Origin of the sequence: Halomonas sp. MCCC 1A11062, assembly GCF_021404355.1 — a bacterium.
Taxonomy (GTDB): domain Bacteria; phylum Pseudomonadota; class Gammaproteobacteria; order Pseudomonadales; family Halomonadaceae; genus Halomonas; species Halomonas aerodenitrificans.
Window position 1 is genome coordinate 124,725 of sequence record NZ_JABFTW010000009.1, and the last position, 19,186, is coordinate 143,910.

Consider the following 19,186-nt stretch of genomic DNA (forward strand, 5'->3'; position numbering starts at 1 on the left):
TGTCATACATATCTGACCAACCCTTCAGCAAGGGCCGTACCAGCTTGGTGAATCGCTTCAACTCGCCTTTATAAACAACAGCTTATAAAAAATCAGCGGGCCGCAAACGCGACCCGCCGACTCCTTTTGGTGCGCCAGATCAGCGCTTTTGCACCAACCTCACGCACCAATATCGTCCGCAGCACCCTTCTGGTGCGGGCATCGCCACTGCCGCCCTATACCGTCAGGTGCTCCTTGATCAACGCATCGGAGAGCTCAGCGATCTCACCCTTGGCCACCGGCCTGCCGCGATCCATGATCACGAAACGGTCGGCGTACTTCCGGGCGAAGGGCAGCTTCTGCTCCACCAGCAGCACGGTGAGACCGTCCTCCTCGATCAGCTTGCGAATCACCTCGCCGATCAGGGTGACGATATTGGGCTGAATGCCCTCGCCCGGTTCGTCGAGGATCAACAAGCGGGGTTCGATCACCAGGGCACGACCGATGGCCAACTGCTGCTGCTGGCCGCCGGAGAGATCCCCGCCCCGGCGGTGCTCCATCTCCTTGAGCACCGGGAAGAGCTCATAGATGCGCTCCGGAATGGTGCGTCGACCATCTCCGCGAGCCGCCAGACCGGTGCGCAGGTTCTCCTCCACGGTCAGCAAGGGAAATATCTGCCGCCCTTGGGGCACGTAGCCGATCCCGAGACGCGAGCGATCCTCCACCCGACGCTTGGTCAGCTCCACATCATCGGCATAGCGAATGCTGCCAGAGGAGACCTTCACCTCGCCCATGATGGCCTTCATCAGGGTAGTCTTGCCCACCCCGTTGCGGCCCATCACGCAGGTGCACTGCCCCGCAGGCACGGCCAGGTCGAGATCCCACAGGGTGTGGCTCTCGCCATAGAACTGGTTGAGCTTGTCGATCGCCAGCATCAGAGCGTCTCCTCCTCGACTTCGGCACCGAGGTAGACTTCGATCACCCGTGGGTCACTGGAGACCTGATCCATGCTGCCCTCCGCCAGTACGCTGCCCTGATGCAGCACCGTCACCTTGCGCGCGATGGAGCGCACGAAACCCATATCGTGCTCGACCACGACAACAGATTGTTTTCCCGCCAACCCGGTGAGCAGTTCGGCGGTACGCTCCATCTCCTGCTCGGTCATGCCGGCCACCGGTTCGTCCACCAGCAGCAGACGCGGTCGTTGCATCAGCAGCATGCCGATCTCCAGCCACTGCTTCTGGCCGTGGGAAAGAATGCCCGCCGGGCGGGCGTGCAGCGCCTTCAGGCCGATGATCTCCAGCACCTCGTCGATGTGATCACGTATCTCACCGTTCATGCGCGCAGTGAGCGTGGGCAGGATGCGCTTGTCGGCGGCCATCGCCAGCTCCAGGTTCTCGAACACCGTGAGCACCTCGAACACCGTCGGTTTCTGGAACTTGCGGCCGATGCCGAGACTGGCGATATCCGGCTCGTTCATGCTCAGCAGGTCGTGACGGCTGCCGAACCACACCTGGCCGCTGTCGGGCCGGGTCTTGCCGGTGATGATGTCCATCATGGTGGTCTTGCCGGCGCCGTTGGGTCCGATGATGCAGCGTAGCTCGCCGTCGTCGATGGTCAGGTTGAGATCGTTGATCGCCTTGAAGCCGTCGAAGCTGACCGTCACATCCTCCAGGTAGAGGATCGGCCCGTGCCGCACGTCTACCGGCGACTCCGCGGGCACCAGAAAATCGAATACCCGATCACGGCTGGCCAGGGAACGCAGAATGCTCATGCCGATGCCTCCTTGCCGGAAAACGAACCGTCAGCGTCGCGACGGCGGCGTAGCCTGAGCGCCAGCAGCCCTGCCACGCCCTTGGGCAGGAACACCGTGACCAGCACGAAGAGTCCGCCCAGGGCGAACAGCCAGGCGTCCGGCATCGCCCCGGTGAATACCGTCTTGGCGTAGTTGACCAGTATCGCCCCGATCACTGCCCCGTAGAGCGTCGCCCGTCCGCCGAGGGCCACCCACAGCACGATCTCGATGGAGAACAGCGGCGAGAACTCGCTGGGGTTGATGATGCCGACCTGAGGCACGTAGAGCGCCCCGGCAAGCCCCGCCAGCATGGCCGAAACCACGAACACGAACAGCTGGAAGCGCTCGACCCGATAGCCGAGGAAGCGCGTGCGAGCCTCGGCATCACGGGTCGCCACACACACCCGACCCAGCTTGCTGGTGACGATGGCCCGACACAGCACGTAGCCCAGCGCCAGCGCCACGCCTGAGGCCAGAAACAGGCCCAGCCGGGTCTCGCTGCTGCGCAGGTTGAAGCCCAATAACTCACGGAAGTCGGTCAAACCGTCGCTACCGCCGAAGCCCATCTCGTTGCGGAAGAAGGCTAGCATCAGGGCGAAGGTGAGCGCCTGGGTGATGATCGACAGGTAGACCCCGGTGACCCGCGAACGGAATGCCAGGAATCCGAACACCAGCGCCAACGCTCCCGGCACCAGCAGCACCATCAAAAAGGCGAACCAGGCCATGTCGAAGCCCAGCCAGTACCACGGCAGACTGTCCCAGTTGAGGAACACCATGAAATCGGGCAGCACCGGGTGGCCATAGACGCCGCGGTCGCCGATCTGACGCATCAGGTACATGCCCATGGCGTAGCCGCCCAGAGCGAAGAAGGCGCCGTGCCCGAGGCTCAAGATACCGAGATAGCCCCATACCAGATCCACCGCCACCGCCAGCAGCGCATAGCTCAGATACTTGCCGAACAAGTTAACGGTATAAGCATTGACATAGAGGGGATGCCCCGGTGGCAGCGCCACATGCAGCAACGTCACCAGCGTCATGGCGGCCAGCAGCACGCCGAGAAAGATCAGCGTCGAGCGCTCACCGAACGGCCGTAGCAACCAGAGTCGAGAAGAATCCATGGATCAGCCCTCCGCCGCCCGGCCCTTCTGCGGGAAGAGTCCGCGGGGGCGCTTTTGAATGAACAGGATGATGAACACCAGCACGATGATCTTGGCCATCACGGCCCCGGCCCAGGGTTCGAGAACCTGATTGATCACGCCCAGCGAGAGGCCCGCCACCAGGGTGCCCCACAGATTGCCGACGCCGCCGAACACCACCACCATGAAGGAGTCGATGATGTAGTTCTGGCCCAGGTTGGGCCCCACGTTGGTGAGCTGGCTGAGCGCAACGCCGGCCAGCCCCGCCACTCCGGAACCCAGGGCAAAGGTGAGAATGTCGACTCGGGTGGCGCGGATGCCCATGGAGCGCGCCATGGCGCGGTTCTGGGTCACCGCCCGCACCTCGAGCCCCAGGCGGGTACGGCGCATGATCAGCATCAGTGCAGCGAACACCACCAGGGCGAAGCCGAGCACATACATACGGTTGAGCGTCAGAGAGAGCGCATCGTTGACGGCGATGGAGCCGCTCATCCACTCCGGTGTGATCACGGTACGGTTGAGCGGTGAAATACCGGTGCGCACCAGTTGCTGCAGGATCAGACTGATACCGAAGGTGGCCAGGAGCGTTTCCAGCGGCCGCCCTTTCAAGAACTGAATGACGCCGCGCTCGATGGCGATACCCGCCAGCGCCGCGACCATGAACCCGGCGGGAATCGCCAGTATCAGGGCCAGCCCCGGCTGACCGGGTAGCAGTTGCTGCATGGCCCAGGTGGTATAGGCGCCCAGCATGATCAGCTCGCCATGAGCCATGTTGATCACCCCCATCACCCCGAAGGTGATGGCCAGGCCGATGGCGGCGAGCACCAGCACCGAGCCGAGCGAAAGACCGAAGTAGAGCGTCTCTGCGGCACGGTTGACCTTGAGCATCTGTTCGATGCCGTTCAATGCCTCACGGGCGGCGTCGGCCACGATCGGATCGTCGCCGTTGGCGGCACGGTTGAGGGCCACACGTACCCGGGAGTGCAGGCTGCCCTGCAGGTCGTCTATGGCCGCGAGCTCACCCTGTTCGAGACGGTAAATTGCCAGTGCCTGAACCAGGCGTCCGCGCACCCGCGCATCAGGCTCCTCTTCAATTACCTCGGCCAGCGGACCGGCCAGATCGCCATCGACTTCACCCAGCAGACGTTCGGCGGAAGCGCGGCGCAGCCCGACGTCGGCGGCGTAGAGATCGACCACGGCAATGGCACTGCGCAGCTGGTTACGCAGCGCGTTGTTGATGCCGATGCGGTCCAGCTCGCGGCGAGACATCTGGCCCAGCGGCTCACCGCTCAGCGCATCCTGTACCGGCCAGTCACGTCCGGTATTGTCCAGCACCACCACGAAGCGGCCGTCACCGGCGCGCTGCAGGCGGCCGTCGAGCAGTGCCTGCAGCCAGTCGCGGGCGCGGGGATCGTCGCTGTGAACGATGGCATCGATGGCCTCGCCCTTGGCGGGAAACGAATCGACATCCAGCGACTCGAGCAGCGTCATGGCGGCGGCATCGTCGTTCGGCGCGGCTTCCTGGGCCGCAGCGGGGGTCGTGATGGAGAGGCCGAGCACCAGCACGAGGCTCAGAGCGAGAGCCAGCAGCCATGAGCCCCGGCTCTGGGAGGTACGTTCATCCTCGGCGGCATCGGTGCCGGCCCTCGCCCCGGCCGTCGCTGGCCCAAGCATGGGGGGGTATCTCATCGGAGCGTTCCTCGGAAACGATGGAGAAGGCGTGCTCCCCCGCTGCACTTGGGCAGCGGGGGGCGGGGTACTGCTTACTCGGCGAGCGCCGCTTCGGCCTCTTCGGCAGCCGTGCTGCCACCACAGCGACCGGTAGCGACATTGAAGTTGCCGCAGCGCATCGGCGCCTGCCAATCGGCCATCAGATCGCGGGAGCCCGGCAGGTAATCGGACCAGGCATCGCCGGCAACCGTGGAGGGCGTCTGCCATACGATGTCGAACTGGCCGTTGTCCTGGATCTCACCGATCAGCACCGGTTTGGTGATGTGGTGGTTGGGCATCATCGCCGCATAGCTGCCGGAGAGATTGGGTACCACCACGCCAATGATGGCGTCCTTGATGGCATCGGGATCGGTGGTGCCTGCCTTGCGTACCGCCTCGGCCCACATGTTGAAGCCGATGTAATGGGCCTCCATCGGATCGTTGGTCACCGCCTCTTCGTCGCCGGTCCACTCGATCCAGGCGTCGATGAAGTCGTAGTTGGCATCGGTGTCCACGCTCATGAAGTAGTTCCAGGCGGCCAGATGGCCGACCAGCGGTGCAGTGTCGACACCGGTCAGTTCCTGCTCACCCACCGAGAAGGCGATGACGGGGATGTCGCCGGCGTCCACGCCCTGGTTGCCCAGCTCACGGTAAAACGGCACGTTGGCGTCGCCGTTGATGGTGGAGACCACCGCGGTGGGCTTGCCCTCGCTGCCGAAGCGACGCACCTCGGCGACGATGTTCTGCCAGTCGCTGTGCCCGAAGGGGGTGTAGTTGATCATGATGTCGTCATCCGCCACGCCGTGCTCTTCCTTGAGGTAGGCCTCGAGGATGCGGTTGGTGGTACGCGGATAGACGTAGTCGGTGCCGAGCAGCGCGAAGCGCTCGATTCCCATCTCGTTGATCAGGTAGTCCACGGCCGGAATGGCCTGCTGGTTGGGGGCCGCCCCGGTGTAGAAGACGTTCTCGGAAGACTCCTCACCCTCGTACTGCACGGGGTAGAACAGCAGACCGTTGAGCTCCTCGAACACCGGCAGCACCGCCTTGCGCGATACCGAGGTCCAGTTGCCGAAGACCACGTCCACTTGGTGCTGTTCGAGCAGCTCACGCGCCCGCTCGGCGAACAGCGGCCAGTTCGAGGCCGGATCCACCACCACAGCTTCGAGCTGACGTCCCAGCAGACCGCCCTGCTCGTTCTGCTGCGCGATCAGCATCTCCACGGTGTCTTTCAGGGTCGATTCGCTGATGGCCATGGTGCCGGATAGCGAGTGCAGGATGCCCACCTTGATGGGGCCTTCCTCGGCCAGGGCCTGACTGGCGGACGCGAGGGAAACCGCTGCCATCAGAGCCAGGGTGGTGGAACGAAGCGGGAAAGGCATGATGCGTCGAGAAGCGTTCAAGCGAACCTCCTTGCGCCCTCTGAGGGAGGGACTTGTTGTGAGGGATCATGTGCAGCCGGCATTGGCTACACAGCGCTAGGCATCCTGTCGTTGCAAAGCGTGCGCCATGATGCGGCAAGCTCTAAAAATTCTTTGCGTGACATTTAGTTGCACAAAGCTGCCAAGTAAAAATGCGTCACCTACGCACCTCAGACGTGCAGCTTTGGGCGCCATGAACGCGCCACGACGTAGCGACTGCACCACCACGAAGCACCATGGCGGTGCAGTGGGAAGAAGCGGAAACGAAAGCGGGGGCGCCGATCGCTCGGCACCCCCGTTTCAAAGGCAGGAAGGTTCGGGTTGTCAGACGCTGCGGCGTGCCATCATGCGCTTGATCAGCGGCAGAGTCAGCGACAGCGCGGCAATGATCAGCAGCCACATGGAAATCGGCTTGTCGATGAAGATCGACCAGTCACCGCCGGAGATCTGCAGCGCCCGGCGCATGGACTCCTCCATGATGTCGCCGAGAATCAGCGCCAAGATCAGCGGAGCGGCCGGGAAGCCGAACAGGCGCATGCCCAGCCCCAACAGGCCGAAGCCGAGCAGGAGCAGCAGATCGAAGACGCTGAAGCTCATGCCGTAGACACCAAGCATGCAGAAGATAAGGATCAGCGACAGCAGCAACGGTCGAGGCATGTCGAGGATCTTGGCGATCAGCGGTATCAGCGGCAGGTTGAGCACCAACAGGAAAATGTTACCCAGGTACATGCTCGCCACCACGCCCCAGAAGACGTCGGGACGATCCACCAGCATGGCCGGACCGGGAGACACGCCCATCACCAGCAGCGCACCCAGCAGCACCGCGGTAGAGCCGGAGCCGGGCACGCCCAGCGTCAGCAGCGGCACGAAGGAGCCGGTACAAGCCGCGTTGTTGGCCGACTCGGGTGCCGCCACGCCCTTGATGTTGCCCTTGCCGAAGGTGTCTCCATCCTTGGCCAGACGCTTCTCCATGCTATAGCCCAGGAAGGAGCCGATGGTGGCGCCAGCCCCCGGCAGCACACCGGTGAAGAAACCCAGGATCGAGCTGCGGCCGATCGGTGCCGCAATCTCCTTCACTTCCGACTTCGACAGCTTGAGCGAGCCGATGGCATTGCGCGGCTGCTCCTTGCCGCCACCGCCTCTGAGCAGCATGAAGAATACCTCGGTCAGGGCGAATATACCCAGCGCCACGACCAGGAAGTCGATGCCATCCAGCAAATGCACGGTGCCGAAGGTGAAACGCTCGGTACCGGTCTGCAGGTCGATACCCATGATCGAGATCATCACCCCGACCACGGCAGCGATCAGTCCCTTGATCAGCGACTTGTCGGACAGCGACACCACCGCGGTAAGGCCCAGCACCATCAACGAGAAGTATTCGGCGGGGCCGAAGCTTACCGCTACCCGACCCAGCAACGGCGCCACCAGCATCAGGAAGATGATGGAAACGGTGCCGCCAATGAACGACGCGTAGGCGGCAATGGCCAGCGCCTTGCCCGCCATGCCCTGCTTGGCCATGGGATAGCCGTCGAAGGAGGTCGCCACCGTACCTGCCACGCCAGGGGCATTGAGCAGGATCGACGAGGTCGAGCCGCCGAAGATCGCACCGTAGTAAACCCCCGCCATCAGGATCAGGCCCGAGGACGGCTCCATGCCAAAGGTCAGCGGAATCATCAGGGCCAGGGCGCTGATCGGCCCCAGACCCGGTAGCATGCCGATGATGGTACCGGCAAAGACGCCGGCAAAGACGTAGAGGATATTGACTGGCTCCAGCGCGATGCTGAAGCCGTACATCAGATTGTTGAAGGCTTCCATGGGCTCACTCTCCGGCCAGTCAGATCGGCAGCACGCCGGTGGGTAGATAAACGCCCATGATGCGCGTCATGGTCAGATAGAGCCCCAGCACCACGCCCAGCGACGTGGCCAGATTGACCCAGTGGCGACGGTAGCCGTAGTAAGCCGCCAGCCCGAAGACCAGGGCGACGGAAGTTACCACGAAGCCCACCGGCACCAGCAGCAATGCGTAGAGCGCCAAAACGATGGCCGTGACCACCACACGCGCCCAGGGCCGTAGCAGCAATGGCTGCTGAAGTTCATTGGGATCCAGCGCTTCCGGCACGTCCTTGGCCTTGGGTTTCTCGAGAAACAGCAGCACCGAAAGCCCCAGCAACGTGAAGCCAAGCACCTTGGGGAAGAGGTCGGAATCGATCGGGCGCGGCAGCGGAAAGGAGGGAATCTGCCAGGCCATGGCCAGATAACCTACCGACAGCAGCGCCAGCAAGAGAGCAATGACCTGGTTGGAGTTGAGTCGTGTCATGGGAGTCGGTCCCGGGCTACCACCGCGTGAGCAGCGCCCAAGTTCTTGGCGTTCGAGAATGCCCGGACCTCGCTAGGCGAGGCCCGGACCCGGGAAGCGAAAATCGCGAAGCGTTGGTGGGTTATTCGCCCAGCAGGCCGAGGTCGCCCAGAATGGTGCTGAACTGCTCTTTCTGCTCATCGAGGAAAGTGCCGAACTCTTCGCTGTCCTGATAGGCATCGATCCAGCCCAACTGGTCGCGAGCCTGCTGCCAGCCGTCAGTCTCGAGCATCTGAGCGAACAGATCTTCGTAGTAGGCGACCGCCTCGGCCGGCATGTCCGGGGTGCCCATCACGCCGCGCCAGATATCGAAGGTGTAATCGATATCCTGCTCCTGGTAGGTCGGCACCTCCGCCAGAGCACCACTCAGACGCTCGGGGGCGGATACGCCCAGCGCGCGGATCTGGCTGTTCTCGCCGAGCTGACCGGAGGCTTCGCCGGCACCGGTGATCACCGCTTGCACGTGGCCGCCCATCAGGCTGGTCATGGCTTCGCCACCGCCGGAGAACGGGATGTAGTTGACGTCGGAAGCGTTCAAACCCGCCGCCGCCGCCAGACCGGCCATGGAGATGTGGTCCATGGAGCCCGGGGCGCTGCCGCCACCGACGCTGAGCTGGGGATTCTGTTCCATGGCTTCGATCAGCGACGGCAGATCCTCGTAGGGAGAGTCGTTGCGCACCAGCACGATGGAGTAATCGGTGATCAGCCTGGCAATAGGCGTGAAGTTGGTGTGGTCGTAGCGGGACGCACCGGCCAGCGGCACCAGAATCATCGGCGGACTGGTGGCGAACAGCTTGTGCGGGTTGCCGCTGTCACGGGCGATCTGGGCCCAGGCCACCGCACCGCCGCCGCCCGGTACGTTGATGGCACCGAAGCTGCGCTCGGCCAGCCCCTCTTCCTGGATGACGCGGGTGGTGGTGCGCACCAGGGTGTCCCAGCCGCCGCCGGGGTTGGCCGGGGCGATGAACTCGATATTGCGGGTCGGGGTCCACTCGTCGGCCTGAGCCGCACTGCTCATGCCCACCACCGCAGCGAGCGGCAGCACGATGGCACTGAAACGGGTGAGGTGTTGCTTGGCAGTCATGGCGTTCTCCTGGATAGGATCTTGTTGTGACAGCGGGTCTGATGCCCACGTACAGGTTGAACGTTAGAAGAACCAGATACGAAGCGGCAAGTTTATGGGCATAAACGATAAATTGTTCGTTGTGAGCATTTTGTTCATTTTGCTCACGGGGCGCCTTACCACCCTCAGCCCTCTTCGCACCAGGCCGCCGCATCACCTACCAGGCGGTAGCGTCTTTCAGGTCTCCCTACATCACCGTAGCCCAGATCTGCGCCAACTACCTGCACCGACACCAGAAATTCCAGATAGCGTCGTGCAGTGGAACGGCTCGCCCCCATGGCACGCGCCACGTCCATGGCCGCCAGAGGCTTGCCGGCGCTGTCCAGCGCCGCCACCACGGCACGCAACGTCAGACGATCGATGCCCTTGGGCAGGCTACGCGCGGCACTGCCCGACGTCCCCTCCGGTCGCAGCCTGGCCAGTACCCGGTCGAGTTCCTCTTGATTGAGCTCGTGACGTGCCGCCAAGGCTTCGCGCTCACGACGAAAGCGAGCCAGCATCTGCGCCATGCGCGCCGCCTCGACCGGCTTGATCAGGTAGTCGAAGATTCCCCCGCGCAGCGCCTCGGAAATGGTATCGACCTCCCTCGCCGCGGTGATCATGACGATATCCACGTGCACATGATCCCGGCGCAGCGCCCACAGCAGTTCCAGCCCTTCCACATCGGGCAGGTAGGCATCCAGCAGCACCAGATGGACCTCTACTGCGTGTTGCGCCATCAGCTCACGCGCTTCGGCGCCACTGCGAGCCATCCCCACGACTCGGAAGCCCTGGCTCTGCTCGATGAAGGCGCGATGTATCTCGGCGATGCGGAAATCGTCTTCGATGATCAGGATGCCGTATTCTTCAGGCGTCGAGCCTGCCTCGTACATTCTCTCCCCCATAAATATTGGCATTATGATAATGGGTGGTCGGCTTGCACCGGCTGCACGGTGCGACACAGAGAGCGAGAGAGCACCACCGTGAAACAGGCACCGCCCAGTTCGCTTTCCTCCAGCGTGATCGCTCCACCATGTTCGCGACACAGACGATTGACCAGCGCCAGACCGATGCCGCGGTGCTTGCCGGGCTTGGTGGAAAAACCTTCCTTGAAGATCGCCTCGACGTGTTCGGGCGGCACGCCGGGGCCGTTGTCCTCCACTTCGATCAGCACCTGTTCACCGAGATCGGTGAAGAACAGCCGCACCTGCCCCTTTGCCCCACCCTGACGCACCGCATGGAAGGCGTTGTCGATCAGGTTGCCGATCACCGTCATGACGACTTCCTGGCCGGTGAGGGTCAGCGCGGTGGAGAGCGAACTCTGCTCGTCGATCTCGAGATGTACGTCGAGCTCCCGCGCCCGGGTCAGCTTGCCCAGCAGCGTGCCGCTGACCACCGGGTCGGCCACGTGTTTCATCAGGAAGGTCATCTGGGCCTGCTGACGCTCGCTCTCCTGGTGAATCAGCGCGAGGGCGTCTTCGACTCGATCAAGCTGCAGCATGCCCGAGATGGTGTAGAGCTTGTTGGAATACTCATGGGCCTGAGCGCGCAGCATGTCCACGTCGCGACTGGCAGCGCTCAGCGCATCGGAGAGCTCGACGATCTCGCGGCGACTGCGGAACGTCGCCACCGCCCCTTCCACTTCGCCGGCGTCGACGATCGGTACCCGGTTGACCACCACGGGATGATCGCCCAGCCACATCTCCTGATCGAACTGCCGCTCGCCCCGCTCCAGCACCTCGGAGAGACGCGAGTTGGGCACCAGCTCCTGGATCGGCCGCCCCAGCACCTCTTCCTCAGGTGGCAGACCGAGGAAGCGCCGGCCCTGCTGATTCACCAGGGTGATCTGCCCTTCGCGGTTCACCGCCAGGATCCCCTCGTGAATCGACTGCAGGATCGCCTCCTTCTCCATCGCCAGCCGCGCGATCTCGTAGGGCTCCAGGCCGAGGATAACCTTCTTCAGATGACGCGAGAGCAGGTAGGCACCGGCGAAGCCGAACACGATCATCAGCGCCACCAGCCACCAGCCCAGGCTGGTGTGCTCGACCACGTCCATGGCCACGCGATCGAGCATGAAGCCTACCGAGACGATGCCGATGATGTTGCCCTCGGCATCGAACACCGGGGTCTTGCCGCGCATCGCCTTGCCCAGCGAGCCGACCGCCTCGGAGACGTAAGACTCGCCGTGGAGCAGCGCCCGATCATTGTCGCCGCCGACCATGGACTCGCCCAGGCGCTCCGGCAAGGGATGGGAGTAGCGTAGGCTCTCCGTATTGCCCACCACCACGTAGCGGGCCCCGGTTTCGCGGCGGATGCGTTCGGCGATGGGCTGGATGGTGGCGCTGGGATCGGGGTCGTCGAAAGCGGCGATCAATTCGGGGATGCTGGCCACGCTGAGCGCCACGGCCAACGCGCGCTCGCCCATCTGGTGGCTGATGATCTCGCCCTTGCGATGATTGAGATAGGCGCCCTGGGCCAGCAGCATGGCGGCGAGCAGCACACCTACCAGCAGCATCACCTGCAGGCGAAAGCTGCGCGTCAGCCAGTTGCGCCGCGCACGCCCGCGGCGGAGACTTTGAAGCTCGGCAATGGATTCACTGCGCGGGGAGGACATCAGCGAAGCTCGACGTGAACGAAAGCTTCATTGTCGCATGGCTGGCCGGCCGAGGCACCCGCCAACCGGCCTCGCTCATTCGGGGGTCAGGCGTACGTTCACCACACCGGGGCCGATCATGTCGAGCTCCTCCGCCGCACGGCGCGAGACGTCGATGACCCTGCCGCGTACGAAGGGACCGCGGTCGTTGATGCGCACCACCGTCTCACGACCGTTGTCCAGTCGCGTGACGCGCACGTGGGTGCCGAACGGCAGGCTACGGTGGGCCGCCGTCAGTGCGTTGCGGTCGTGACGTTCACCGCTGGCGGTCTTGCGGCCGTGATAGCGGTCGGCATAGAACGATGCCTTGCCCTGCTCCCCGTTCCAGCCGGATGGTGCCGAGACGCGCTCGGCGTGCCCGCTACCGCGTCCGGCGCAGCCGGCGATCAGCACGGACATGAACAACACGAGCGCGACTCTCATCATCTCTCTCACCTCGCAGGACGTTCCCAACGAACCGGCCCGACATTAGCTCCAAGCTCGACGACAGGCAAGCACTCAGCCGGCCAGGGTGCGCCGCAGCCTTGGGCTCACCAGCTCACCGAGCAGGGTGACCAGCGCCAGCACGCCCAGCAGCCAGGGCCAGTGCATGCCGAACTCCAGACGCGCGATACCCAACGCATCGACGAAGATCACCAGAATGCCCAGCGGGCTGACGTAGCGCACCATGAACAGCCACAGTGCATGCCAGTGGGCCGAGAGGCCCAGTTCCTCGCGGAAGCTCTCGCTCTTCAGCACGAAGCCGGCCAGCAGCGCCATGCCCAGGCCGCCCAGCGGCATCATCCAGCGCGAGGTGAGGTAGTCCAGCCAGTCGAAGAAGTGGCGGCCGGCCAGGGCCCAGTCCGCCCCCAGATTGAACGACAGCATCGCCAGGGTGCTCACCAGCCACAGCACGAGCCCGGTGCCCCAGGCCGCCGTACGCCGGCTGATGCCCTTGTTGTCCACCAGCCAGGAGACGGTGGCCTCGACCATGGAGATCGACGAGGTCAGCGCCGCCATGGAGAGCATGACGAAGAACAGGATGCCGAACAGCGTGCCCAGCGGCATGGCCTGGAACGCCAGCGGCAGGCTCATGAAGATCAGGCCCGGCCCCTCGCCGGGGTTCATGCCGTTGGCGAAGATGATGGGGAAGATCGCCAGCCCCGCCATCAGCGCCACCAGGGTATCGGCAATCGCCACACTGAAGGTGGTGCGCGCGATGGAGGTACGCGACGGCAGGTAGCTGCCATAAGTGAGGATGGCACCCGAGGCCAGCGACAGGGTGAAGAACGCATGGCCCAGGGCGGCCAGCATGCCGTCGCTGGTCAGGCTACCGGCGTTGAACGAGAACAGGAAACGCCAGGCCTCGCCGAAGCCGCCGGAGAACACGCCGTAACCGATCAGTATCAGAAGCATGATGACCATGCCGGGCATCATCCAACTGACGCTGCGCTCGATGCCCGCCTGCACCCCCTTGCCCACGATCAGCATGGTCAGCAGCGTTACCAGGGTGCTCCAGAACCCAAGATTGAAGGGGTTCTCGTTGTTGCCGACGAAGATCGCCACCATGTCGTCCACGCCGCTACCGGCGAGCTGGCCGGTAAGCATCTTCCACAGATAGGAGAACGACCAACCGGCCACCACCACGTAGAAGGAGAGGATCATGAAGCCGGCCAGCATCGCCATCCAACCCAGCAGCGACCACAGCGGCGAACGCCCCGACTCCGTCACCACGCGGCGTACCGCATCGATGGGGCTGCCGCGGCCGCGCCGACCGAAAGCGATTTCGGTCATCATAACCGGCACACCCACCGCCAGGATGCAGGCCAGATAGACCAGCACGAAAGCGCCGCCGCCGTGCTCGCCGGTGATATAGGGAAACTTCCAGATATTGCCCAGGCCGACGGCAGAGCCGGTCGCCGCCAGCACGAAGCCCCAGCGGCCCAGCCACTGAGCGCGAGGTTGTTGGGTAGTCGTCATCGTGTCACCAGGGGGAGTTGTTATCGCGCGGACGCAGCAATATGCCCGCCATATTGTCAGGTTTGCAACGTCATTTATTGTCTAGCATTGTAATTCCATGACATCTGCCTGAGGACAGATAAAAAAACGGCTCCCGTCCGATGGGGCGGGAGCCGTGGCGTGGATCAGTCGGCCTTGAGAACGCCGCGCCGGATCTGATCCTCTTCGATGGATTCGAACAGGGCTTTGAAGTTGCCCTCGCCGAAACCGTCATTGCCCTTGCGCTGGATGATCTCGAAGAAGATCGGACCGATCACGGTCTCGGTGAAGATCTGCAGCAGTACGCCTTCGTCCGGACCGCCGTCGATCAGCAGGCTCAGCTCGCGCAGGTCCTCGACGTTCTCTTCGTGGTTGGGCACGCGAGAATCGACCTTCTCATAGTAGGTGTCTGGGGTGGTGAGGAAGGTCACGCCGTTGGCGCGCAGGCCGCGCACCGTGGCATAGATGTCGTCGGTGGCCATGGCCAGGTGCTGGATGCCCTCGCCGTTGTACTCGCGCAGGAATTCGGCGATCTGCGAGGTGTCGTCGGCGGACTCGTTGATCGGAATATGCATCTTGCCGCAGGGCGCGGTCATGGCACGGGAGTGCAGGCCAGTCTTCTTGCCCTTGATGTCGAAGTAGCGGTTCTCGCGGAAGTTGGCGATCTCGGTGTAGAAATCGGCCCACACGTCCATCTGGCCGCGGTCGACGTTGTGGGTTAGGTGATCGAGCACCTTCAGGCCCACGCTGTTGTCGTTGGGCGAACGGCCGGGAATCGGCTCGAAGTCGATGTCGTAGATGGTGCGCCCTTCGCTGTCGACCTTGTTGTCGACGAAGTAGAGCAGCGAGCCACCGATGCCGCGCACCGCGGGAATGCCCACCTCACCGGGGCCGATCGGGTTCTCCACCGCCTCGGCACCGTGGGCCAGGGCGTATTCGAAGGCCTGCTTGGCATCGGCCACCTTCCAAGCCATGGCGCAGGCACAGGGGCCGTGCACCTTGGCAAACTCGGCAGCATGGCTGTCGGGCTCGGCGTTGAGCACGAAGTTGACGTTCTCCTGCTGGAACAGGAACACCTGCTTGGAGCGGTGCTTGCGCGTCTCGGTGAAGCCCATGCGATTGAACAGCGCACGCAGTTCCTCGATACCTTCGGCGCTGGGGGCGCTGTACTCGACGAACTCGAAGCCGTTGGTACCGATCGGATTGTCTTGTGAAATCGGTGAAACGGTCTTGGCGGGTGCGTTCATTGTTTCCTCCAGGGGGTGGACATTGTTGTGCAAGCGCAGTGTCTGCGTCGGGTTCGGCACCCCTCGAGGTGCCGACTGGTGACTCCAGACTAGTGCGCGCCCTCTCCCCGAGAAACGCCCGGCGAGCGCCTTTGGCAGCGCCCGCTGGGGATAACTCGCCTGCGCCATGTAAAAGAACCCTTACAGCCGATCCAGGTGCGGCGACAGCGCACTTCGGGCGGTGCGATATCGTGACAGGGCGTAAAGCCCTCTTTACACCGGAGCCACTAAGGCATCATGGAGCCACTCGCCAACCTCCACGCCACCCAGGCCAGAATGAGCCCGATCACCAGGTCGATGGCGCGCCACACTCGCGGACTGGCCAGCCGTGGCGCCAGCCAACCCGCTGCCGCGGCCAGACCGAAGAACCAGCCGAATGAAGCCATCGCCGCACCGATGAAGAAACCCAGCGGACTCGGCTGCACCGCGCCGATGGCGCCGAGCAGTACCACCGTTTCGAGATAGACCTGCGGATTGAGCAGGGTCACCGCCAGCGTTGCCGCCAGAGCGGCCTGCCACGACTGGATGCCGCCGCCACCCGCTACCAGCGCCTGGCCGATGAAGACCCGACGAAACGCTAGCGATGCCTGCCAGGCCAGGAAGGCGGCACCGGCCCAACGCGCCACTTCCATCAGCGTCTCCTGCTGGGCGATCAATATGCCCAGGCCCAGCACGCCGACACCGACCAGCAGCCAGTCGCACAGTGCACAGACCCCGGCCACCAGCCAGGCATGCTGCCGGCGCAGGCTCTGCTGCAGCACGAAGGCATTCTGGGCACCGATGGCGACGATCAGCCCGGCGCAGATCAGCAACCCGTTGAGCCATGACAACCACATCGTTTTTTCTCCCTGGCAAGTCGATGCCGCCAAGGCTAAGCTCTCTGCCATAATTAGAGAAATGAATAAAACAACTAGGGAATAAGCATTACTGATGCTCGACTACAAACTGCTCGAGGCGCTGGTGGCGGTGATCGATCAAGGCGGTTTCGAACGCGGCGCGCGATATCTGGGGCTCACGCAATCAGCGGTGTCGCAGCGTATCAAGCTGCTCGAGGCGCGCCTGGGCCAGCCGGTGCTGGTGCGCAGCCCACGCCTCGCGCCCACCCCGCTGGGGCGGAAGCTGCTCAACCATGCCCAGCAGGTACTGCTGCTGGAAGGCGACCTGCTCGGCGAGGTGCCGGCGCTCGGCAGCGGCGAGCAGCGCCTGCGCCTGGCGATCAACGCCGACAGCCTGGCCACCTGGTGGCCGGAGGCCATCGGACGCTTCTGCGAGCGTCATCCCGTGCTGTTCGATCTGGTAGTGGAGGATCAGGAGGTGGCGTTAAAGCGCATGCGCGACGGTGACGTGGCCGGCTGCATCTGCGACTCGCCCACGCCAGTGCAAGGCGCACGCAGCCACCCACTCGGCAGCATGCGCTATCGCGCCCTGGCCAGCCCCAGCTTCGTGGCACGCCATTTCGGCGATGGCGTAACCCCGGAGGCGCTGCGCCGGGCGCCGGCCATCGTGTTCGGCCCCGACGACCGCCTGCAACATCGCTACCTGGCCATGCACGGTGTGGAGCCGCCCTTCCCCCATCACCTCTGCCCTTCTTCGGAGGGTTTCGTCGGCCTGGCCCTGGCCGGACTCGGCTACGGCATGGTGCCGGAGCGTCAGGCCCAGCGCGAACTGAGCGAGGGCCGGCTGCAGGAGATCGACGCGGGACCACACCTGGCCGAGGGCCGGCTGATCGATCTCTCGCCGGGCCAGGTGATCGACGTGCCGCTCTACTGGCACCACTGGCGCCAGGGCGGCAAGGTGCTCGACACCCTCACCGACCACCTGCTGCGCCTCGGCGATGCCTGGCTTACGCCGCTCTCCAAGATATAAGCGCCACGGTCTGCACGGCGAGGAACGAAGCGCTCAACCGTTACGCAGCTTGGTCTCGACACTCGAAACCTTGTCGGCCATGGACTGCTCGCGGTCGGTGCGGGTACCCAGCTTGATGGTGGTGGTGATACGCGGCGCACCCATCTCGTGCACCACCTCGTGGCAGCGCTTGACCACCGCCATCACCTCATCCCACGGCCCCTCGATGTTGGTGCCGTAGGCGTGCATGTTGTGTTCCAGGCCCGAGGCCTCGATCACCCGCTGACAGGCGGCGATCTGCGGCGAGACCGACACGCCCACTCCCAGCGGGACGACGCAGAGATCGATGATGACGTGCATGGCAAGACGCTCCTTCTACAATTCACCAAATCAAGATATTCGTAACCGGCACATCAATGAGCACGACAGGACATCACTGGCACTCTGTCATACAGTCTTGTCATCTGGTGGGCGGATGTAAACGTGATCGAGGCTTTCCTCAGGGAAAGCAAAACTTCCCGGCCGCCAGAAGCGAGCTTCCACGCTGCCATGGGCTAGCACAGGAGCCTCAAGATTGATTTCTCCCTGACTTTGGTCCTCGCGTCCGAAATCAAGAAGCAACGAGGCAAGTTCACATAACCCCTCAGGCGTTGTCGCTACGATGAGCTGATCGGCTTCGGCACGCCTGCGCCGATGGCGTGCCTCTTGGTCCGACCAACCGAAATAGAAGCCGGGAAAGTCGATTTCCTCCAGTGCTCGCGAATCATGACTCAACGGGTGGCGATCGACCTCCTTGGGGCTGTATTTGAAGGAGATATAGCGAGGTGGAGCTTCAGTCTTGAGAAAGTAATGGCGATGATGAACCATGCGGTCGCATATCACGTATAACTGTTTTAGAGAATTTCGAGGGTGGGTCAAATTCAACCCCGCCCACTCCCTGCCACTGAAGAGCAGATGCAGCAGCCACAACCCCATTTTCTGCCAGCTTTCCGGCAGCCCATACCACTCCACCGAGGGGTAATTCAGCAAAATCTCGAATGGCGACTCATCATCTTCCCCAGCCGCACCGGCGAAACCAAGGGAGCGTTGACGAAACGGATCGAGAAGAAGCCCATCGAAGTCAACTTGGTTAGCCAAACTCGCAGAAAACTGTGAAGGCTCAAACCGGTAGCTATCCTTCGTCGGTGGGCACTTCAACATATCGAGCAATGCAGTATATGCATTATTCACTCACCAGCCTCCCCTTCTCCATACGCCTGCATTCCCACCCCCAGCACTGCACCTCATAGTATTATTTATTTATGCTTATCGGAGTACCATTGGGGACGAGTGACCATATTTCCCGCATCTCCCGATTGGTAACCGCTATGCAGCCATCCGTCCAGTCCCAGTAGCGGTGCAGCCTTCCAAGCCAGCCCCAACCATTCAGTATGCCGTGGATCATGATGTTGCCACCCGGGGAGACACCGAGCTCATGCGCTACCGCTTGATCATGTTCGTTGGGATAGGAGACATGCAGTGAGAGATGGGCAATCGAGCGTGGGTTACGCCAGTCGATGATGTATTCACCTTCGGGCGTACGTTGATCGCCCTCTTGTTGCTTGTGTCCTTCCGGGCTGGCACCAAGCGCAATGCGGTATTCCGCAATGACCTCTCCTTCCCGCAGCAGCCGCATGACACGCTCGGACTTGATGACCTGGACGGCGTCCGCACGCTGGCTGGGCGGCGCCATGTCAGGCACGGTTGGCGGGAAAAATCGCGGCGCCGCCTTGCCGTAGAGGCTGAAACCTAAGAACAGGACGACCAGCAAGCCGCCCATATACAGCAAGGTGCGCAACATGACATGCCCCTTTTTTATTGGCCAGGGAGTTCGCCTGAACCATTCCCTCACCACCACTCGCGTCGTTCTTAGTCGCTCCCGTTCGAGCC

General features: G+C 63.2%; 18 protein-coding genes. 1 reads left to right on the forward strand and 17 read right to left on the reverse strand.

From position 1 onward, the window contains the following. Positions 1-215: 215 nt before the first annotated feature. From urtE to HOP58_RS12075, 14 genes are all read right to left on the reverse strand, one after another. Complete coding sequence (gene urtE, locus HOP58_RS12010; RefSeq protein WP_234254596.1) at positions 216-914, reverse strand: urea ABC transporter ATP-binding subunit UrtE; 699 nt, start codon at positions 912-914, stop codon at positions 216-218. Then, positions 914-1,753: an urea ABC transporter ATP-binding protein UrtD gene (gene urtD, locus HOP58_RS12015; RefSeq protein WP_010628272.1), complete on the reverse strand. Its 840-nt coding sequence runs from the start codon at positions 1,751-1,753 to the stop codon at positions 914-916. Before urtD ends, urtE begins: the two co-directional genes overlap by 1 nt. Next, positions 1,750-2,892, reverse strand: a complete 1,143-nt coding sequence (gene urtC, locus HOP58_RS12020) for an urea ABC transporter permease subunit UrtC (protein ID WP_010628271.1) — start codon at positions 2,890-2,892, stop codon at positions 1,750-1,752. Before urtC ends, urtD begins: the two co-directional genes overlap by 4 nt. A 3-nt stretch (positions 2,893-2,895) precedes the next feature. Then, positions 2,896-4,599 (reverse strand): urea ABC transporter permease subunit UrtB, encoded by a 1,704-nt coding sequence (gene urtB, locus HOP58_RS12025; RefSeq protein WP_234260391.1) that lies wholly within the window; start codon positions 4,597-4,599, stop codon positions 2,896-2,898. Positions 4,600-4,673: 74 nt separating this feature from the next. After that, a complete protein-coding gene (gene urtA / locus HOP58_RS12030; RefSeq protein WP_234260446.1) occupies positions 4,674-5,999 on the reverse strand; it encodes an urea ABC transporter substrate-binding protein in 1,326 nt (441 codons plus the stop codon). Positions 6,000-6,362: 363 nt separating this feature from the next. Then, positions 6,363-7,853 carry a tripartite tricarboxylate transporter permease gene (locus HOP58_RS12035; RefSeq protein ID WP_234260392.1) on the reverse strand — a complete coding sequence of 497 codons (1,491 nt, stop codon included), beginning with the start codon at positions 7,851-7,853 and terminating at the stop codon, positions 6,363-6,365. 19 nt (positions 7,854-7,872) lie between these two features. Further along, positions 7,873-8,355: a tripartite tricarboxylate transporter TctB family protein gene (locus tag HOP58_RS12040; RefSeq protein ID WP_234260393.1), complete on the reverse strand. Its 483-nt coding sequence runs from the start codon at positions 8,353-8,355 to the stop codon at positions 7,873-7,875. Between the two features lie 121 nt (positions 8,356-8,476). Beyond that, positions 8,477-9,478 carry a tripartite tricarboxylate transporter substrate-binding protein gene (locus HOP58_RS12045; protein ID WP_234260394.1) on the reverse strand — a complete coding sequence of 334 codons (1,002 nt, stop codon included), beginning with the start codon at positions 9,476-9,478 and terminating at the stop codon, positions 8,477-8,479. Positions 9,479-9,642: 164 nt separating this feature from the next. Next, complete coding sequence (locus HOP58_RS12050) at positions 9,643-10,389, reverse strand: response regulator (RefSeq protein WP_234254600.1); 747 nt, start codon at positions 10,387-10,389, stop codon at positions 9,643-9,645. A 23-nt stretch (positions 10,390-10,412) separates the two neighbouring features. After that, positions 10,413-12,110 carry a sensor histidine kinase gene (locus HOP58_RS12055; RefSeq protein ID WP_234260395.1) on the reverse strand — a complete coding sequence of 566 codons (1,698 nt, stop codon included), beginning with the start codon at positions 12,108-12,110 and terminating at the stop codon, positions 10,413-10,415. A 75-nt stretch (positions 12,111-12,185) separates the two neighbouring features. Beyond that, positions 12,186-12,575 carry a septal ring lytic transglycosylase RlpA family protein gene (locus HOP58_RS12060; protein WP_234260396.1) on the reverse strand — a complete coding sequence of 130 codons (390 nt, stop codon included), beginning with the start codon at positions 12,573-12,575 and terminating at the stop codon, positions 12,186-12,188. 72 nt (positions 12,576-12,647) lie between these two features. Beyond that, a complete protein-coding gene (locus tag HOP58_RS12065) occupies positions 12,648-14,108 on the reverse strand; it encodes a sodium-dependent transporter (protein WP_234260397.1) in 1,461 nt (486 codons plus the stop codon). Between the two features lie 164 nt (positions 14,109-14,272). Beyond that, positions 14,273-15,373: a 4-hydroxyphenylpyruvate dioxygenase gene (gene hppD, locus HOP58_RS12070; RefSeq protein WP_010628261.1), complete on the reverse strand. Its 1,101-nt coding sequence runs from the start codon at positions 15,371-15,373 to the stop codon at positions 14,273-14,275. 266 nt (positions 15,374-15,639) lie between these two features. Further along, positions 15,640-16,248 (reverse strand): LysE family transporter, encoded by a 609-nt coding sequence (locus tag HOP58_RS12075; RefSeq protein ID WP_010628260.1) that lies wholly within the window; start codon positions 16,246-16,248, stop codon positions 15,640-15,642. A 94-nt stretch (positions 16,249-16,342) separates the two neighbouring features. Between HOP58_RS12075 and HOP58_RS12080 the strand changes: the two genes are divergently transcribed. Continuing rightward, the gene (locus HOP58_RS12080) at positions 16,343-17,278 is read left to right on the forward strand and encodes a LysR family transcriptional regulator ArgP (protein ID WP_010628259.1); all 936 of its coding nucleotides are present in this window, start codon (positions 16,343-16,345) and stop codon (positions 17,276-17,278) included. Positions 17,279-17,311: 33 nt separating this feature from the next. Here the strand turns inward: HOP58_RS12080 and HOP58_RS12085 are convergent, their stop codons facing one another. The 3 genes from HOP58_RS12085 to HOP58_RS12095 all read right to left on the reverse strand — a co-directional run bounded on the left by HOP58_RS12085 (position 17,312) and on the right by HOP58_RS12095 (position 19,097). Beyond that, the gene (locus tag HOP58_RS12085; RefSeq protein WP_010628258.1) at positions 17,312-17,617 is read right to left on the reverse strand and encodes an MTH1187 family thiamine-binding protein; all 306 of its coding nucleotides are present in this window, start codon (positions 17,615-17,617) and stop codon (positions 17,312-17,314) included. 87 nt (positions 17,618-17,704) lie between these two features. Continuing rightward, positions 17,705-18,487 carry a hypothetical protein gene (locus HOP58_RS12090; RefSeq protein ID WP_141638589.1) on the reverse strand — a complete coding sequence of 261 codons (783 nt, stop codon included), beginning with the start codon at positions 18,485-18,487 and terminating at the stop codon, positions 17,705-17,707. 61 nt (positions 18,488-18,548) lie between these two features. After that, complete coding sequence (locus tag HOP58_RS12095) at positions 18,549-19,097, reverse strand: L,D-transpeptidase family protein (RefSeq protein ID WP_234254606.1); 549 nt, start codon at positions 19,095-19,097, stop codon at positions 18,549-18,551. Positions 19,098-19,186 lie beyond the last annotated feature (89 nt).